Annotated in this window: 13 protein-coding genes; 6 read left to right on the top strand and 7 right to left on the bottom strand. The window is 70.4% G+C overall.

Going from position 1 to position 18603, the window contains the following annotated elements; translation table 11 throughout:
- Nucleotides 1-44: 44 nt before the first annotated feature.
- A complete protein-coding gene (locus ACWDX9_RS36790; protein WP_449962405.1) occupies nucleotides 45-3380 on the bottom strand; it encodes a S8 family serine peptidase in 3336 nt (1111 codons plus the stop codon).
- 91 nt (nucleotides 3381-3471) lie between these two features.
- Here ACWDX9_RS36790 and ACWDX9_RS36785 point away from each other — a divergent pair, with 91 nt between their 5' ends.
- A complete protein-coding gene (locus tag ACWDX9_RS36785; RefSeq protein ID WP_449962402.1) occupies nucleotides 3472-4689 on the top strand; it encodes a helix-turn-helix domain-containing protein in 1218 nt (405 codons plus the stop codon).
- 319 nt (nucleotides 4690-5008) lie between these two features.
- Here ACWDX9_RS36785 and glgA read toward each other — a convergent pair whose 3' ends face one another.
- Entirely contained in the window at nucleotides 5009-6181 is a 1173-nt protein-coding gene (gene glgA, locus ACWDX9_RS36780; protein WP_449962400.1) for a glycogen synthase, read from the bottom strand.
- 199 nt (nucleotides 6182-6380) lie between these two features.
- Between glgA and glgC the strand changes: the two genes are divergently transcribed.
- A complete protein-coding gene (gene glgC / locus ACWDX9_RS36775) occupies nucleotides 6381-7601 on the top strand; it encodes a glucose-1-phosphate adenylyltransferase (RefSeq protein ID WP_363972472.1) in 1221 nt (406 codons plus the stop codon).
- A gap of 1243 nt (nucleotides 7602-8844) precedes the next feature.
- Here glgC and ACWDX9_RS36770 read toward each other — a convergent pair.
- Nucleotides 8845-9996, bottom strand: coding sequence for a hypothetical protein (locus tag ACWDX9_RS36770; RefSeq protein ID WP_449962397.1), 1152 nt, complete (start codon nucleotides 9994-9996; stop codon nucleotides 8845-8847).
- A gap of 261 nt (nucleotides 9997-10257) precedes the next feature.
- On the opposite strand from ACWDX9_RS36770, the gene ACWDX9_RS36765 reads away from it, so the two are divergent.
- Nucleotides 10258-10743, top strand: coding sequence for a nuclear transport factor 2 family protein (locus ACWDX9_RS36765; protein WP_449962395.1), 486 nt, complete (start codon nucleotides 10258-10260; stop codon nucleotides 10741-10743).
- Nucleotides 10744-10939: 196 nt separating this feature from the next.
- Complete coding sequence (locus tag ACWDX9_RS36760; RefSeq protein ID WP_449962393.1) at nucleotides 10940-12418, top strand: Nramp family divalent metal transporter; 1479 nt, start codon at nucleotides 10940-10942, stop codon at nucleotides 12416-12418.
- On the opposite strand, the gene ACWDX9_RS36755 is transcribed toward ACWDX9_RS36760, so the two are convergent.
- From ACWDX9_RS36755 to ACWDX9_RS36745, 3 genes are all read right to left on the bottom strand, one after another.
- Nucleotides 12390-14453: an alpha/beta hydrolase-fold protein gene (locus ACWDX9_RS36755; RefSeq protein WP_449962390.1), complete on the bottom strand. Its 2064-nt coding sequence runs from the start codon at nucleotides 14451-14453 to the stop codon at nucleotides 12390-12392. The two genes, ACWDX9_RS36760 and ACWDX9_RS36755, sit on opposite strands and share 29 nt — an antisense overlap.
- Nucleotides 14454-14583: 130 nt before the next feature.
- On the bottom strand, nucleotides 14584-15558 hold the full coding sequence (locus ACWDX9_RS36750; protein ID WP_449962388.1) for an ArsR/SmtB family transcription factor: 975 nt from the start codon (nucleotides 15556-15558) through the stop codon (nucleotides 14584-14586).
- 190 nt (nucleotides 15559-15748) lie between these two features.
- Nucleotides 15749-16753: a sporulation protein gene (locus ACWDX9_RS36745; RefSeq protein ID WP_449962385.1), complete on the bottom strand. Its 1005-nt coding sequence runs from the start codon at nucleotides 16751-16753 to the stop codon at nucleotides 15749-15751.
- 249 nt (nucleotides 16754-17002) lie between these two features.
- On the opposite strand from ACWDX9_RS36745, the gene ACWDX9_RS36740 reads away from it, so the two are divergent.
- Entirely contained in the window at nucleotides 17003-17551 is a 549-nt protein-coding gene (locus tag ACWDX9_RS36740; protein ID WP_449962382.1) for an RNA polymerase sigma factor, read from the top strand.
- Nucleotides 17548-18432: a hypothetical protein gene (locus ACWDX9_RS36735; RefSeq protein ID WP_449962379.1), complete on the top strand. Its 885-nt coding sequence runs from the start codon at nucleotides 17548-17550 to the stop codon at nucleotides 18430-18432. The genes ACWDX9_RS36740 and ACWDX9_RS36735 overlap by 4 nt, the downstream gene beginning before the upstream one ends.
- A gap of 38 nt (nucleotides 18433-18470) precedes the next feature.
- Here the strand turns inward: ACWDX9_RS36735 and ACWDX9_RS36730 are convergent, their stop codons facing one another.
- The gene (locus tag ACWDX9_RS36730) at nucleotides 18471-18596 is read right to left on the bottom strand and encodes a hypothetical protein (protein WP_449962422.1); all 126 of its coding nucleotides are present in this window, start codon (nucleotides 18594-18596) and stop codon (nucleotides 18471-18473) included.
- Nucleotides 18597-18603: the final 7 nt, after the last annotated feature.

Here is an 18603-nt window from a genome sequence, read left to right as displayed (position 1 = left end):
TGCCCCGCCGCACCCGGTCGGGGCGCGACGGGGCTTCCATCACGTCATCTGAGCTGGTAGGCCCTGATGACGGTCTCGGTGAAGCCGTTGCCGCCGGTGTCGGCGGCGTTGACGCGCAGCGAGGCGAACCCGCCGCGCGCGCTGACCGGGTGCCACGTCTGCGCGGCCCACGTGCCGTTCCCCGCCGGGTGCACGAGCGTGGGCAGCCAGGTGCGGCCGTCGTCGTAGGAGATGTCCACCGTGAGCTTGCGCAGCGGCAGGTCGGGCGATCCGTCCTGGCGCTGGACGCTCAGCGGGATGCTCATGAGACCCACGGCCGCCCGGTTGCGGTCGTCCAGCTCAGGGGCGATCTTGACGGTCAGCAGCGGCAGCACCTGGCGCTTGCCCGGCTCGGCCGACTTCGACCTGAACTTCCACTCGGCGCTGACCCGGGTGGACACCTTGGTCTGCTTCGCCTCGCGGTCGGCGGTCATGGTCAGGCGGTATTCGCTCGCCTTCGTCTCGGCGGGCACGTCGACCGAGCCCGGCAGGTAGTCGGCCGCGTAGATCTCCTTGCCGTCGCGGTAGACCTTGGCCTGCGGGGCGATGTAGTCGCCGTAGGAGACGCGGTCCGGCGTGCTGTCCTCGAACAGCCCGGCCGAGAACTGCATCAGGTTCTCGTCACGCCAGTTGTAGTCGCCGTCGGGGTTGAGCGCCGCCGCGAAGACGCCGGCGTTCCAGCGGTCGGTGGTCCTCCGGCCGGCCCGGTAGGAGGTGATGTCGCCGAAGAAGAACTGGTCGACGTCGTCCCAGCCGTCCGGCGGCGTCTGGTACTGGATGAAGGACGGGTACCAGCCGGTGTCGGCGGGCGTGTAGTACTCGGTCCTGCGGAACGGCAGCGAGAAGCGCGAGACCTGCCCGTACGGCATCCAGGCCAGCTCCTTCCCGTACAGCACCGGCAGGGCGAAGCGCTCGCCGAACTTGGCGTCCTGCTGCGTGGCGTACGTGGAGGTGACCTCGGCGAGGTCGCGGCGGCGCGGCTGGTAGCCGGGGTCGGCGGGGATGCCCGGCTCGGCCTTCATCAGGTGGTAGAAGTACGGGCTGTCGTCGTAGCCGCCGTCGGCCTTCGGCCTGGCCCACTGCGTCCACCGGTAGAAGGCGAAGTTCTTGCTCACGGTACGGGCCGTCGGGATGGCCTTGATGCCCTCGACGCGCTCCGCGCCCCGCATGCCGGCCAGGTCGACGTCCACGCCCATGGCCTGCACGCCCTCGGCGAGCTGGAGCATGCCGAGCATGCCGAAGGCCAGCCGCGCGGTGGACTCCTCCGTACGGACGGTCACCGGGCGCGCCTTGCGGGCCTCGGCGGCGACGGTGCGGTCGGCGTCGAGCGTGAACTCCGGATCGGCGGCCATCACCAGGGTGCCGTCGCTGTCCATCATGAGGGTGACGACGGTGTAGCGGCGGCCCTTCTGCAGCCTGAGGTCCAGCGTGCCACTGGCGATGTCGTAGTTGCGCTGCTCCTTGGTCTCGAGGTCGATCACGCCGGCGAACGCGGCCCGCGCGGGCTGCCCGTCGGTGCCGGTGAAGGTCAGCTTGAGCGAGCGCTTCTCCGGCTCGACCCGCATGCCGATGCCGGTGCGGACGGTGACGCCGGCGTTCCTGGCGATGACCGTGCCGCTGAACGTGCCGATCGGGCCCGGCTGGGCGGTCACCTTGACCTGGGCGGTGCCGTGCGCGGGCACCTCCACGGACGGGGCGCCGAGCTTGAACGGCGTCACCGTCGCGCCCTCGCCGTCCTTGGCGATCACGCTGAGGTCCAGCCGGACGGCGGCGTCGCCGTCGTTGCGGTAGGTGAGCGTCTGCTCCCTGGGCGCGGGGCTGGGCAGCTCGATCTCACCCAGGTTCAGGCCGGCGGGCTCGGTGGTGATCTGCTGGGTGACGGCGCGGGCGACGTCCACGCGGCCGGAGCCCTGGACGTAGGCGCCCAGCTCGTCGCCGGGCGCGGTGGAGGCCATGAGCGCCGACTTGATCCGGTCGGCCTTCCAGTCGGGGTGCTGCCCGGCGACGATCGCGGCGGCCCCGGCCACGTGCGGGGTGGCCATGGAGGTGCCGCTCAGGGAGGTGTACGAGTCGTCGACCGGGGAGCCCAGGCCCGTGCCCGCGGCCCGCGCGGCGACGATCTCCACGCCCGGCGCGATCAGGTCGGGCTTGACCGCGGCGTCGCCCACGCGCGGGCCCGTGCTGCTGAACTGGGCGACCGTGTCGTCGTCGCGGTAGGAGGCGCCGACGGAGAGCGCGCGGTCCGCGGTGCTCGGGGAGCCGACCGTCTGGGGACCGTCGTTGCCCGAGGCGATGACGAACAGCGTGCCGTACTTCTCCGACAGGCTGTTGACGGCCTGCTCCACGGGGTCCACGCCGACGGAGTCGGCCTCGCCGAGGCTGAGGTTGGCGACGCGGGCGCCGTTCTCGGCCGCCCAGGTCATGGCCTCGATGATGGCCGAGTCGGGGCAGAAGCCACTCTGCACGCAGACCTTGCCGATGAGCAGCTTGGCGCCGGGGGCGACGCCCTTGTACCTGCCGCCCGAGGCGGCGCCGGAGCCGGCGATGGTGGCGGCGACGTGGGTGCCGTGGCCGTTGAGGTCGCGGACGTCGGGCTCGTCGGTGAAGTTCTGGGTCTTGGTGACCAGGCCCTGGAGGTCGGGGTGGCCGGGGTCGTACCCGGAGTCGAGGACCGCGACGGGCACGTCCTTGCCGGTGTGGCCGGCCGCCCAGGCCTGGGGCGCGCCGATGTGCGGGACGCTGACGTCGAGGGAGAGCTTGGCCTTGCCGTCCAGCCAGATCTTCTCGGGCGCGGCCGCGGCCGTCCTGGCCTGCCCGGTCAGGGCCTTCCACAGCGTGCCCGCGCCGGTGCGGGGCTCGCTCTGCGCGACGCCGTTGATCGCGGGCAGCGGGCGCCCGCCCGCGGCGCGCAGCGTGGCGGCACCGGCCTGGTCCGGGTACGTCGTGATCAGCGGGAGCGCCGGGCTGGCGGCGTCGTCGTAGCCGAGCGCGGCGAGCCGGGTGACGTTGAACAGCCGGGGGTCGAGGCGGCCGGCGGCCAGAAGGGGCATCGCGTCCGTGGGGACGATGCTGAGCCCGTCCTTGCCCCGGCGGTGCACGAACGTGACCTTCTCCCTGCCGGGGCCGGGCTTGACGTCGAGCTGGGTCTGCTTGTCGGGGAGCTCGCGGAGGGTGACCTTGTCGCCGGTGATGAGGGTGATCGTCTTGGGCGGTCCGGAGGGCTTGTCCGGCTGGGTGGTCGCCTTGGCGGAGGGGGCGGGGGTGGGGGCCGCCTGAGCCGGCGTGGCGGCGGCGATCAGGGCCGTTACCACGACGCCCAGAAGGGCGGTTCTCTGAAGCACATCCCGATTTCTAACTGTTAGTGAAATTTGGTGACAAGGTGGTTGATGTGGCCTATTGCGGCAACTGCCGGAATTGGCCAAGATCGTGGGCATGCTTGAGGAGGGCCGGGCGCTGGAGGTCGTGGGCATCAGCGCCTTCGACGAGCGGGTCTACCGCGGGGTGCTGGCCAGTCCCGGCATCACCGTGCAGGAGCTGGTCAGGCGCAGCGGCGAGAGCGCGGGGCGCATCCAGTCGTCCCTGAGCCGGCTGCGCGCCAAGGGGATGGTCAGCCGCCTGTGGGGCCGCTCGCCCCGCTGGACGGCGACGAACCCGGGCGCCGCGATCCGCTCGCTGGTGCGCGGCATGCAGGGCGAGCTCGACCGGCTCACCGACACCGCCGACGAGCTGGAGGCCGCCTTCCACATCGTCGGCCAGGGCACGGACGAGGGCGGTCAGCTGGAGGTCCTGGCCGGGCCCGAGGAGCAGGCCCGGTGGTACGTACGGTTGCAGCAGGAGGCCAAGGAGGAGGTGCTGACCTTCGACCGGCCGCCGTACGTGCTGGACTACCACAATCCGCTCCAGACCGGCCTGCTCCGCAGCGGCGTCCGCTACCGGACCATCTACGTGCCGGAGGCCTTCGACCACACGGGGGCGCTCGACGAGGTGGGCAGCCTCATCAAGGCGGGCGAGGAGGCGCGGGTCCTGCCGGAGCTGCCGTTCAAGATGGCGATCGTCGACCGGTGGCGGGCGGTCATGCCTCTGCAGATGGACCCGCCGTTGACGCGTGGCGTGCTGATCACGGGGTCCACCATGGTGATGGCGTTGGTGGAGCTGTTCGAACGGATGTGGCGGGAGGCGCTTCCGGTACGGCCGGAGCTGTGGCAGGAGCTCGGTGATTCGCGGCTGGAGCCGACCGATCCCGGACCGCCGGCCGCGGACCTCGACCCTGAGGCCGGACCGCTCGGCCCTGCGGAGGGGGCTCCTGCGCAGGGGGCACTCAGCCCTGGGCAGGGGGCACTCGGCCGTACTGCGGGTGCGCCCGGCCCTGCGGCGGGGACGCTCAGCCCTGCGGCCGGTGCCCTCGGCCCTGGGGCCAGTACCCTCAGCCCTGGGGCCAGTACCCTCAGCCCTGCGGCCGGTGCGCTCAGCCTGGAGGACCGCAGGCTCCTGGCGCTGCTCGCGGCCGGGCTCAAGGACGACGCCATCGCCCGCCAGCTCGGCACCAGCCCGCGCACCCTACGCCGCCGGCTGCGTCACCTCCTGGACGAGCTCAACGCGGAGACCCGCTTCCAAGCCGGCGCCCAGGCCAGCCGCCGCGGCCTGGTGTGAGTCCGGGGCGGCGCGTCCCGCTCCCCTCAGCCCCGGCCGGCCGTCGTGACGCAGCAGCCCACGGCCGCAACCCCCACCAGAACCCGCTCGCATGGCACGGTAACCCCCAGCACCCGCTCGCGCAGCGCGGTCGCCTCCGCCGACGCCCGCTCGCACGATGCCGTCGCCACCCTCGCCCGGCCCCACTCGCACAGTGCCGTCGCCCCCCGGTGCCCGCTCGAAGGGTGTGGTCGCCCCCGTGCCCGCTCGCATGGTGCGGTCGCTCCCCGGGCCCTCTACCACCGTGGCGGGACCGCCCCCTGAGAACCCTCGTGGGACCTCAGGGCCGCAGGGTGGCGTAAAGATCCATGGTGCGGTGGGCGATGCGTTCCCAGGAGAAGTGCTCGACGGCCCTGGCCCGCCCCGCCACCCCGAGCGCCTTGGCCCGCGCCGGGTCCCGCAGCAGCGCGTTGACGCGCTCGGCCAGATCGGCGGCGAACCGGTCGGGATCGTACGGCGTGCCGTCAGGGCCCTGGGAGATCGGGACGAGCAGGCCCGTCACCCCGTCGGCCACCACCTCGGGGATGCCGCCGGTGGCCGTCGCCACCACGGCCGTCTCGCAGGCCATCGCCTCCAGGTTCACGATCCCCATGGGCTCGTACACCGACGGGCACACGAACACCGTCGCGTGCGTCAGCAACTGGATGACCTCGGGCTTGGGCAGCATTTCCTGGATCCAGAACACCCCGTCCCGGTCGAGGCCGCGCACCAGCTCGGTGACCTCCGCCGCGATCTCCGGCGTGTCCGGCGCGCCCGCGCACAGCACGAGCTGGGCGTCCCGGTCGAAGGACCGCGCCGCGCGCAGGAGGTGGACCAGGCCCTTCTGCCGGGTGATGCGGCCCACGAAGACGACGTACGGGCGGTACGGGTCCACCCCGTGCTTCTCCAGCACGTCGAGGTCGCGGTCGGGGGCGTACTCGGCGGTGTCGATGCCGTTGTGGATGACGCTGACCCTGTCCGGCGGGATCTCGGGGTAGGCCGACAGTACGTCGCGGCGCATCCCCTCCGACACCGCGATGACCGCGTCCGCGCTCGCCAGGGCGGTGCGCTCGGCCCACGACGAGATCGTGTAGCCGCCGCCGAGCTGCTCGGCCTTCCACGGCCGCAACGGCTCCAGGCTGTGCGTGGTGATCACGTGCGGGATGCCGTGCAGCATCTTCGCGACATGCCCGGCGAAGTTGGCGTACCAGGTGTGCGAGTGAACGACGTCCGCGCCCTCGCACTCGGCGGCCATCTCCAGGTCCACGCCGAGCACCTGCAACGCCGCGTTGGCGGCCGCGAGTCCCTCGGGCACCCGGTAGGCCGAGACGCCGGGCTCGGTGCGGTCGGCTCCGAAGCAGCGCACGCGTACGTCGGCCAGCTTCCGCAGCTCCCTGGCCAGGTATTCCATGTGCACCCCGGCCCCGCCGTACACCTCGGGCGGGTACTCCCGGCTGAGCAGATCAACACGCATGAGACGACCTTATGGTGGGCCGCGGCCGGCGGGCCACCACAAGCAGCGAGTTTCGCGCCAGAGGTCAACCTGAGCGGCTCGACGATCTCCCCGACGTCCATTGCGCAACAAATCTGGACACGAAGGGAGGTCTCCATGCCGGGATTCGTCGATAGATCGGCCATTTGAGGGTAGCGTCCTGGGCATGAGGTCCCGGAGGGTGCTTGCGGTTGTGCTGGCAGGTGGAGAGGGCAAGAGGCTCATGCCGCTCACGGCGGATCGGGCGAAACCGGCGGTGCCGTTCGGGGGGATATACAGGCTCGTCGATTTCGTCCTGTCCAACCTGGCGAACGGCGGCTTCCTGAAGATCGTCGTACTGACCCAGTACAAGAACCACAGTCTTGACCGGCACGTCTCGCGCACCTGGCGGCTGTCGGCGATGCTCGGCAACTACGTGACGCCCGTGCCCGCGCAGCAGCGGCTCGGCCCGCGGTGGTTCTCGGGGTCCGCGGACGCGCTGTTCCAGAACCTGAACCTGATCTATGACGAGATGCCCGAGCACGTGATCGTGTTCGGGGCGGACCACATCTACCGGATGGATCCGCGGCAGATGGTCGAGCAGCACGAGGACTCGGGCGCCGATGTCACGGTGGCGGCGATCAGGCAGCCGCTGTCGCTGGCCGACCAGTTCGGCGTGATCGAGACCGATCCGCAGGGGCGCAGGATCGTGGCGTTCAGAGAGAAGCCGAAGGACGCGGTGGGGCTGGCGGACTCCCCCGACGAGGTCTACGCGTCGATGGGCAACTACGTGTTCAAGACCCAGTCGATGATCGACGCGCTGCGGGAGGACGCGCTCGACCCGACCAGCAAGCACGACCTGGGCGGCAACATCATCCCGATGCTCGTCAAGTCGGGCGGGGCCGACGTCTACGACTTCAAGAACAACATCGTGCCTGGCTCCAGCGAGCGCGACCGCGGCTACTGGCGCGACGTGGGGACGCTCGACGCGTACTACGAGGCCCACATGGACCTCATCTCGGCGCACCCGGTCTTCAACCTCTACAACGACAAGTGGCCGATCTTCACCGGCCACGACCCGCTGCCCCCGGCCAAATTCGTGCACAACGACGGAGACCGGGTGGGGCGGGCCATCGACTCGCTGGTGTCGCCCGGCGTGATCGTCTCCGGCGGCACGGCGATCCGGTCCATCCTGTCGCCCAAGGTCGTGCTCCACTCGCACTCGCTGGTGGAGGACTCCGTACTGATGGAGAACGTCAAGGTCGGCCGGGGCGCCGTCATCCGCAAGGCGATCATCGACAAGAACGTCGTGATCCCCGACGGCGCCAGGATCGGCTTCGACCTCGACTACGACCGCACCCGGTTCGCGCTGACCAGGGGAGGGGTTGTGGTGATCGGCAAGAACGAGATCGTCGACCGCTGACCACCCGCCCCACACCCCGAGCCCCACACACGTCACCCGGCCAGCAGTCTGCCCTCACCCCGCAGCCTGCGCCGGTGGCCACGCACGCCCAACCAGTCCGAGCCAGCCCAAGCCAGCCCGCAGTCTGAGCCGACCCGCAGCCCGAGCAGCCGGCCCACGCACGCCCGCCCAACCCACCACTCGTCTTCCCACTCAACCCACCACCCGACCACCCCACCACCCGACCACCCACCCAGCTCGCCGCCTGGATCGCGTACGCCTCCATGTCGCCGCGCAGCGAGCCCGTGTCGGGCACCGGCGAGCCTTTCGCGAGCTGCTCGGTCACCGCGTCGCCGACCAGCGGGGGCAGCATCCCCCAACGCGGTAGATCGTCGCCTGGTGAGCACCTGACCGCTCCGCCACCCGGGCGATGGTCAGCGTGTCCCAGTCCTCCTCGCGCAACAGGTCGATGACCGCGTCATGGACGGCCGCGCGGACCTTCGCGCTCCGGCCACCGGGCCGTCGGGCGGGTTTCAGGCATTCACCTTAACGCGAGATCTCTCGCATTAGGACTTCCGTCATGCTTACCTCGAAGCGAAATTTTTTGCGTTAAAGGGGCGGACGGGCACGTCGGCCGGCGCTCCGACGAAAGGAGCCGCACGCGAACCGTTCCCTGATCAAGGTCGCCAACCGCGCAGGGGCGGGAAGACATCGCATCCGGCTACGCAAGCAGCACCCGTAGCAGGGCCGCACAAAAGCCGGAAGAAATAACAGGCGACGGCGCTTTCCCGGAACGCACGAGGGCCGGAAGGCGTCACCCTCGATTACGGAAGAAGGGGCCTTCCCATGGCCGAACACAGGTCTCGGAGGGCATAGCCCCTCACGACACACTTCGTTCAACGCGCAGAGGGCGGAAGACGTCACGACCGACTGCGCGAGCAGCATTCTTCGCCCGGCCGCACCGGCATCGGAGGACACGGCATCTGAATGCGCTTGCCCAAACCGTACAGGGGCCGGAAGGCGCCGCATCCGGCAGCGCGATCAGCGCCCTTTGCCTGGCCGTGCAGGGGGGAGGGTACCGCGTCCGACTGCGCGAGCAGTGGCGCGGACAAGTGTGAGGAGGGGCGCGCATTCCCATCAAGCACCGCGTGCGAATATCTGGCACCCGGCTGCGGAGATCGGTTTACAGGGGTGGGAATGTGCGGCGGGCGGGGTCCCGGGGCGCGCCGCGACGCGTCCCCGAGAGCCCGAATCAAACTGTCCGTCAGTAGCGAGCGCCCCAAGGCGAGTAGTAGCCCCAGTCACCGTTCCAAGGCCACCAACCGTGGGTGTTGTCCCACTTGTAGGGCCAGCCCCAGTGGTGGTGGTGCTTGTGGTCGTCGTCGTCGTTGTCGTCGTGCCTCTTGCCGTGCTTCTTCTCGTGCCGGCCGTCGTCGTCGGAGTCGTAAGACGTCTCGTCGTCGTCGGAGTCGTACTTCTCCTCGTCGTCGTAGGAGTCGTACTTCTCGTCGTCGTAGTCGAACTTCTTCTTCTCGAACCCGTCGTTGCGCTGCTTCTCGTCACGAGCGGATTCGTAGGACTCGTCGTAGTTCTTCTCGTCCTGGTCGTAGGAGTCGTAATCCTTCTCGTACCGGTCGCTGTCGTACGCCTGCTCGTCGTAATCGGCGTAGTCGAACTTCCTGTCGCGCTTCTTCTGGTCGTCGAACTTCTTCTCGTCCCGGTCGAAGTCGTCCTTCTTCTCGTCGCTCTCGTAGGAGTCATCCTGGTCGTAGGAGTCATCCTGGTCGTACGAGTCATCCTGGTCGTACGAGTCGAAGTCCTTCTTCTCCCGGTCGTGCGAGTCGAAGTCCTTCTCGTCCCGATCGAACTTCTCGTCGCGGTCGAACTTCTCGTCGCGGTCGAACTTCTCGTCCCGGTCGAACTTCTCGTCCCGGTCGAACTTCTCGTCCCGATCGAACTTCTCGTCCCGATCGAACTTCTCGTCCCGATCGAACTTCTCGTGATCGAAGTCCTTCTCGTCCTGGTCGAACTTCTCGTCCCGGTCGAACTTCTCGTCCCGGTCGAACTTCTCGTCGCGATCGAACTTCTCGTCGCGATCGAACTTCTCGTGATCGAAGTCCTTCTCGTCCTGGTCGAACTTCTCCCGGTCGTGCGAGTCGAAGTCCTTCTCGTCCCGGTCGAAGTCGTGCTGCTTCTCGTCGTCCTTTTGCTTACGGAACGAACCGTCGTGCTTGTCACAGGCGTCTGCATTGCGACGACCGGCGTACACGCCCCACTTGTCGATCTTCAGCGTGCTCCAGGCATCGGACACGCAAAGGTCGCCCTGGGCGGCACTGGCCGGGCCGGCCAGCCCGACAAGCGCGGCAGCGACGATCAACGCACCACCGGCTCCGGCTGCTATGAAGTTACCTTTCATGATCTCCCCCCGTTATCACGTGGTGACTTTGTCACTCTAAGTAGTTAAGGCCGTAACGCGGCGTAACGGCACGCCCGGAACCTCTCGTCACTTTGTCGACGTCCTCAACCAAGATCGCTCGGGTATGTCCTCAGCTGACGGCACATGCGGCCAGTTGAGCGGTGATGTCGATCTTGGGAAGATCGTTCCCAAAGACGATAGCTTTTGGTTATGGCCCCAGGTCTTGGACCTGCGGGGCTCGGGCACCACATCATCGCCACCATGACGACGCGACTTCGGCGCGGGCGGTGGACGGTGGCGACGTCACTCGCCGCCTGCGCGCTACTGGCGAGCGCCTGCGGGACCACCCCCACCATCACCCCCGACACCGGCGCCGGCGGGAGCCCTTCCACCGGTCGGGGCGTGTCGCCGAGCGCTGGCGGGCATGCGGATGTGGCGCGGGAGGCGCGGGCCTACGTGGACGCCGTGAACGCTCGTGACCTGGACGCCCTGGTCACCGCCTTCGCCTCGGACGGTGTGGTCATCGACGTCACCCGTCCCATCCGCGGGCGCGACGCCGTCCGCGAGTGGGCGCGGGCCGAGGTGATCGGCGGCACCCTGAAGGTGGTCTCCATCGCCGAGCGGCGGTCGAACGGGCAGAAGCTCCTGGTCCACTGGGCCCCCGCGGGATCCGCCGGTTGGCGGGCGCACTACGACTTCACGGTCTCCGGTGGACGCATCGTCCGGGCCGATCTGCAGTACGCCTGACCGCAAGCCCCGGGGTTCAAAGCAAAACCCAGGGCTCAGGGCTTGGAGGCCAGGAACCAGGGCTTGTGGGTCAGGGTCGGCGACCGATAGCCCCACGACCCCGACGGCCCCGTTGTTCGGCATTCCGCATTCTGTATGCATTTGGGTCTTGTAGACGACCAAGTAGAGGATCACCCTGGCGGCAGGAGGCAGTGACATGTCGCACCCACTCGGAGTAAGCCGACCCGATCTCGAAGTCACCGACCTGCCCACGCCGGAAGAGGTCTTCAAGGTCTCCAAGATCGGCACCAAGGAACTGTTCAAGTACGCCATAGGCCCGAGCCTGATCGCGCTCGGCATCTCCATCGGCAGCGGTGAGTGGCTGCTCGGCCCCCTGAACGTGGGCCAGTACGGATTCGTCGGCGTCGGCTGGGTCATCGTCGTGTCGGCGCTGCTGCAGACGTTCTACAACGTCGAGTGCTCGCGGTACGTCCTCGCCACCGGCGAGACGCCGGTGGTCGGCTGGGGGCGGGTGCCGCCGGGGTGGCCGCTCTGGGTGCCGCTGTCCGTGCTCATCGTGATCTTCGCGTTCATCGCGGGCGGATGGGCCGCGTCGGCGGGTCAGGGTGTGTACGCGCTGGTCCACGGCGTCCCGCCGGCGGCCGACGACCTCGAGCCGCGCTGGTGGGCCATCGGCCTGCTGGTGCTGGTGTTCCTGATCACCGCCGGGGCCAAGCGCGTCAGCCGCGCGCTCGAGCTGGCGAACTGGCTGATGGTCGGCACCATCCTCCTCGCGCTCCTGGCCGTCGACCTGCTCGTGGTGCCGTTCAGCCAGTGGTGGGAGGGCATCCGCGGCTTCCTCACCCCGGCCGCCCCGCCCGCCGGGATCACGGCGACGCAGCTCGGCGCCCTGGCCGGGTTCACCGCGCTGGCCTCGGGCCTGAACTGGTACGTCATGGGCCACTACCGCGACAAGGGCTACGGCATGGGCTACCGCGTCGGCTACATCTCCGGCCTGCGCGGCGAGCGGCGCGAGATCCTGGCCAGCGGCGTGACGTTCCCCGACGACGAGCTCAACCGAGGGCTGTGGCGCAGGTGGTACCGGCTGCTGCTGACCGACATGTGGGGCGTGTTCTTCGTCGGAGCCATCCTCGGCATGCTGTTACCCACGATCCTCATGGCGCAGGCCGTCACGATGGCCGGGGAGAAGCCCACCCGGGCGAACGTGCCGACGTTCGTGGCCAGCGCGCTCGGCGACCGGTACGGGCCGGTGAGCTTCTACGCCGCGCTCGTGATCGGCGTGCTGATCCTCTTCTCCACCCAGCTCGGCATCTTCGAGGCGATGGTACGGGTGACGACCGACGCGGCGAACGCCACCAGCCCGCGCCTGCGCGCCCTGATCGCGGGGGACCCGCGCCGGTTCTACTACCCGTTCATGATCCTGCTGCTGGTCCTCATCTCGATCGTCATCTTCCAGTCGCTGCCGGTCGGCCTGGTGGAGTGGTCGGCCAACATGTCGAACCTGGGCGCGCTGATCTACCCGTTCCTGCTCATGTACCTGAACAGCAAGCTGCCGCGCCCGGCCCGCCCGCGCCCGTGGCACTACGTCATCCTCGTGCTCAACTTCCTGTTCTTCGGCTTCTTCTTCGTCAACTTCATCGCCGACTTCATCGGGGATCCGCTGGTGACGTTCTGACGAGGAAGACGTCGCCGTTGCCCGGCGCGTCGCCGCCCTTCGGGACGCCGTAGGTCAGGCCCGTGATCGCCACCTCGCCCGACGGGGTGGCGGTCGCGTACAGGTTGGGCTCGGCGAAGGCGTCCACGCCGTCGTCCCTGGCGGTGCCGAGCTGGGCCGCGGCGCGCTGGCGGCCCTTGGCGTCCAGGCGCAGCGTCAGGACGTCGGCGCCGCCCGCCTGTACGCTCACCCGGCCCCGGGTGTAGCCGGCGACCTCGACCTCGCCGCCCGCGAGCGGGACCACGGCGGCGCCGGCCTCGGCAAGAGGGGTGGCGAGGGTGTGCTGCCAGCGCTGCTTGCCCTGGCTGGTGTAGGCGGCGGTGTACGCGTCCCCGCCGACGCCGCCCGTGGCCACGGCCAGGCCCGTCGTGGTGACGGCCACCGCGTTCAGCCGGTCGCTCGCGCTGGATCCCGCCGTGGCGGCCCACTTCCTGGTGCCGTCCGTCGTGAACGCGGCCAGCCAGCCGCCGGGCGTGGTCGTGCCCGGTAGGGCGGCACCGGCGCCGCCGGTGACGTAGACGTTCGAGGCGTCCGCGGCGACGCCGTAGGCCTTGTCCTCTCCCGCGCCGCCGTACTGGCGGATCCAGGACACCTCGCCGCCCGGAGCGAGGCGGGCGAGGATGGCGTCCTTGTCGCCGGCGTTGGCGCCGTCCAGCGCGCCCTTGGTGTAGCCCACGACGTACGCGCCGCCGTCGGGCGCGGCGGCCAGGCCGTAGAGGCGGTCGGCCACACCCGCCACGCCGAACTGCGTGATCCAGCGGACGGCCCCGGCGGCGTCGAGGCTGGCCACGAACGCGTCGTCCGTGGTGTTGCCCGCGTGCCGCCCGTCCAGGTCGCCCCTGGTGTAGCCGGCCGCCAGCACGCCGCCGTCCGGCAGAGCCGCCACGCCGTACAGCCGCTCGTCGGCCGCGGTGCCGAGCTGCTTGGTCCAGCCGCCGACGCGGGTGAGGACCGCGTTCCCGCCGGCCGCGTACCCGATGGTCAGGGAGCCGTCCGCGTGGGCCGCCACTCCCCCGGCCCAGTCGGGGCCGGCCGTTCCGTACAGCGGGGCGGGCAGGCCGGTCGGCGGCGTGACGCTGAGACCCGGGCCGAGCTCGGCCATGGCCTGCTCGAAGGCGGGCTCCCACACCGTCCAGTCGTGGCCGCCGTCCAGGACGCGCAGCTGCGCGGACAGCGCCGGCGAGCGCCGGGCGGCGTTGTAGAGGGCGGCGGACTCGAAGTCCAGGTCGTGGCGGGCGTCGGCGGGGTCCGGGTTGGCGTACTCGTCGTCGCCGACCGCCACGAACAGCCGCACCGGCAGGTCGGGGTCCAGCTTCGGCAGCAGGGCCGGGTAGTTGAGCTCCTTGTAGACCTCGTCGGAGAACTTCTCACCGTCCTTGCCGAACGCCCCGTAGTCGCGGGCGGAGGAGTCGGACGGCGGCAGCGGCGTGTAGACGGCCGGGCTGAGCACGGCGGCGGCGCCGAACAGGTCCTGGTGCGCGAGCGCGAACCGCAGCGCGCCCGCGCCGCCCATCGAGTACCCGCCGACCAGGCGAGCCTCCCTGATGGGCGCCGTACGGTACGTCGCGTCCACGTACGCCACCAGGTCCCTGGTCAGGGCCGTCTCGACCGGCTTTCCCGGCAGGTCGGCGCCGGTGTAGCGGGAGTCGGCGTACCAGCTGCCGCGCTCGCTCCACGGGGCGTCCGGCATGACGGCGATGACGGGCGGGATGCGCCTGGTACGGATCATGTCGTCGAGCAGGGTCTTGACCCGGGTCCACGCCTGCATGGTGTCGCCCCGGCCGTGGAGCAGGTAGAGCACGGGGTGGCGGTCGGTGCCGCGGTCGTAGCCGGTGGGCAGGTAGACGTTGAAGGCGATGTTCTCGCCCAGCGCCCGCGACGGGGCGGAGCCGGTGGCCAGCGTGCCGCCCGCCCGTACCTCCGTCTCGCCCGGAGCGGCCAGGAAGGTCAGTGACGCCAGGACGGCGAGCACGGCGAGCCAGCGGGGTTTGCGCATCAACCGCTCCCGTAAACGTTTACAGTACGCACCTTGCGGTGTTTTGGGAGAGTTTCGTGGTGAAGGTGTGGCCGTGTCAACCGCCCACCGGCCGGGCGCGCCGGGGCGGGTGACCCGGCGCGCCCCCGGCTCAGCGGCGGAACACCTCCAGCAGTTCCTCCGCGCGCTGCGTGCGGGTGATCCACACCTCGCGCCCGCGCCGCTCCCTGGTGATCAGCTGGGCGGCGCTCAACCGGTCGCAGTGGTACGTGAGGCTGCTCGGCGCGACCTGCATGCCGGCCGCCAGCATGCTCATGGTCATGGGCTGCCCGATCGCGGCGAGCAGGTCCGCGCGCACCGGCCCGACCAGCGCCGACAAGTCGTCGAGCGCCGGCGCGACGGGCCGCTGCCACAGCGTCTCCGCTCCGGGCACCGGGTAGGCGATCCAGACGGCCTCGTCGTGGTCCAGGCTGACGATGACCGCGTCCTTGCCCGCCAGCATCGGCACCAGGACGATCCTGCGGTCGCCCAGCTCGAACGTGCTCGACTCCACGTCGGCGATGAGCAGCCCGCGCTCGCCGTACATGATGCGGCTGTTGAGGGCGCCGAGCAGCAGCTCGGGGCCGCCGCGGACGGCGGCGACGCCGACCCGCCGGACCTCCCTGTCCAGCAGCGCGCGGGCCCGCCTCCACACGGGCTCGGTGGTGTTCCAGACGGAGCCGAGGGCCGCGGTGTAGCCGTGCATCCAGCGGGCGGGCCGCTCGGCCGCCGAGCGCCAGTGCGCGGGCAGCGGTCCCTGGCCGAACGCCTGCTCCAGGTCCTTGATCAGGTTGTCGGATGGAAGGTCGCGCAGGGCGCCGATCTGGGCCTGCACGGAGATGTCCCCGCCGATGGGGGTACGCGGCACGATGCTGTCGGGGACCACGGAGTAGCCGGGGGCGGCGAGTGGGCGTACCGCCTGGTGCCCCTGCGGGCTGACTCGCGAGCTGATCGCCTTGCGCCAGAGCTCCGGAAGGCCGCGGCGGCGGCCCGCGAGGGCGTCGGCGATCATGGCGAGCGCGGTCAGGTGAGGCGAGATCGAGATCGACAGCTGCGGCGCGGAGGTGATGCGCAGTTCGCTCCACATAGTGGTGCTGATTACGTCGGCTCCTTCAGATCGGAATCGATCGGGTAACGATCTTCAATCTATCGCCGAGGCTTTCGTCCCACTTACAGCCTGGTTGCACGGTTACGATTACGGAGCGCTTCGCCTTGGGCACCCGGCGCGGCCTGCGACGACCGGGAGCGCCGGTCGCCGCAGGAGCCGCGCTAAGGGGTCACCAGTCGCCGCCCTCGTCGTCGTCCCCCTCGAAGATCTCCTCGACGATCTCGCCCGCGACGAGGCCACCCACGACGCCCGCGGCACCGGCGGCGGCCACCGTGCCCCAGCCCGGACCGCCGCGGTGCTCGTCGTGGTGCCCGCCATGGTGGCCGCCATGGTGCCCGCCGTGCTGGTGCGGGTCGTAGTGTCCGCCGTGGTGCGGGTCGTAGTGCCCGCCGTGGTGGGCCGGCCCGTACTGCGACAGGCCGTCCAGCCAGCGGCCCAGCTCCCCCGCCCAGTCGGTACGCAGCGCGTCGTCGTGGCTGACGTGGAAGCGGCCGATGGCGTCGTTCGACGAGAAGCGGCCGGCGCGCTTGTCCGCCTCCAGCACCACCTCGAGCCCCGCGGGGTCGGCCACGAACGTCACCTCGACCTCGCCCACCTGGCCGGCGTAGTGGCCGGTCGGGTAGAACTCGATCTCCTGGTAGAACGGCAGCTGCTGGTGCACCCCGTACAGGTGACCCGCCTCCAGGTCGGCCGACCTGAACCCGAACCCGAGCCCCAGGAACGCCTCCAGGATGCGCAGCTGCGACGGCAGCGGCTCGATCGCGATCATGTCGAGGTCGCCCTTGTCGACGGCCTTGGCGATGGCCAGCTCCGTACGAACGCCGACCGCCATCCCGGTCAGCGGCTGCCCGCCGATCTCGCTGATCGGCGCCTCCCACGGCACCGGCAGCTCGAACCCGATGACGCGGTCCTCCCCCTTGCGCAGCGTGAACGGCCCGGAGACGCGCGAACTGGCGAACTCGCCGAGCCCGCCGTGCTCGCCGTCGCCGTGCTCGATCTCGACCCTCGCCACCAGGCCGAGGGTGACGTGCTCGATCTCGGCGTCGAAGTCGCCGCCCTTGAGCCGTACCTCTCCTCGCAGCGTGCCGCCCGGCTGGGTCCGCGGGGTGGACAGCACGGTGTCCACCGAAGGCGCGCCGACGCCGAACGCTCCCAGCATCCGTTTGAAGACCACGGCTCTGTTCTCCCTGTTGAAGATCGGGTTGGGTTGTCTGCCGCTGGCCACAACGATCAACGCCGGCCCTGGAGTTCCGGAGCCCGGCTTCCTGGGCGCTTTGCCCCGCTTTACCCCAAAGCCACCCTCTCGGAACGCGGGGGCGGGCGATGGTCAGGGACCGCCGGAAGCGTGGACGCGGTCGCTGAAATTCTCCCGTCGCCCGCGGACACGTAGGAATTGAAACCCCCGCTCTGACGAGGACGACGCGTGAATGAACAAGATGACCGGTCCCGGTTCGAGACGGTCTACCGGCGAACTCACGAGCAGATCCTCGGCTACGCCGTACGGCGGTGTTCCTCTCCGGAGGACGCCGCCGACGTCGTGGCCGAGACCTACGTGATCGCCTGGCGGCGGATCGCCGAACTGCCGGACGGCGAGTCCGGCAGGTTATGGCTGTACGGCGTGGCCCGGCGGGTCCTGGCCAACCACCGCCGCGGCGAGCGGCGCCGCCTCACCCGGCACGCCGAGCTCACGGAAGAGATCGAACACCTCTACGCCTCCGCTTCCCCCGAGAGCGGGCACGACGGCGTGGACGAGGCCATGAGCATGCTCTCCGACGCCGATCGCGAGCTGCTCGCCCTTGCCCTGTGGGAGGGGCTCGACCCCGGCGAGATCGCCCAGGTGCTGGACTGCTCCCGCAACGCCGCCCGCATCCGCCTGCACCGGGCCCGCAAACGCTTCGCCAAGGCGCTGGAGCAGGCCCGGCCGTCGGCCCGTTTCGCATCGCAACCGCTCGTCGAGAAGGAGGCACGGTGAACAACGACCAGATCTTCAGGAGCCGGGCGAGGGTGCTGGACGAGGACCTGACCGGCCGGGCGTCCACCGCGGGGGCGGACGCGCTGCTGGCCCGGATCGTCGTACTGGAACCCGCGCTGGAACCCGCGCCGGAACCCGCTCCGGCCCGGCGCCGGTTCATGCCCTTCCCACGCCGCGCCCTGCTCGGCCTGGCCGTGGCCGCCGCGCTGGCGGGAGCCGTCGTCGTCGGGCCGTCCCTGATCGGACGGTCCGAGCAGGTGTACGCCAGCCAGGCCGTGACGATCGACCGCGTCGGCGACGAGTACGTCTTCTACTTCACCGAAGGCGACCCCGATCCCGCCGAGCTGCAGAAGGCCTTCCACAAGGTCGGCCTGGACAACCTCACGGTGACGCTGATCCCCGTCTCGCCGCGGCAGCCGGGCTCCGTCTTCGGATTCGAGTCGTCCGACCACGGCGCGAAAGCGGCGTTCACCGGGGACAGCTGCCCCGAGCGGGTCGAGGACTGCATCACGGCCTTCAGCGTCACCGCGGACATCGACGGGCCCGCTGAGGTCAGGCTGAGCCGCCCGGCGAAGCCCGGGGAGAAGTACGCCTACCCCGCCGACGCCGGCTGGCCGGGCGAGGCGCTGGCCGGGGTGGAGCTCCAGGGACGCTCCGCGGCCGAGGCGGCCCGCGTCGTGCGCGAGCACCACCTGAAGGTGTCCTACGCCCTCGACTGGCCGCTGCGGAACGGCGACAAGGGCGTGCGTTTCGAGCTGGACGTGCCCGCCTCCCGGATCGATCCGGGCTGGCAGGTGGCGACGGCGGAGTCCTACAACGACGGCGTGATCGTCCTGCACGTGGTGCCGGGCCCGTCGGCCACCCCGCCGCCCGGATTCTGACCTGACCCGATGTCACACTCCGGTCGCCCGCCCACCTCTCAGGGGGCATGACACAGAACACGATCCTGGTGACCGGTGCGACCGGCGCCATCGGGCGCCTGGTACATCAGCGCGGGCGAGCCCAGGCCCCCGGCGCCCACACACAGCACCTTGGCGTTCTTCAGCCGCTTC

Source organism: Nonomuraea sp. NPDC003201 (assembly GCF_053590415.1).
Note: the sequence above shows the minus strand (reverse complement) of the source record. Positions and strands in the feature narration are given on the sequence as shown.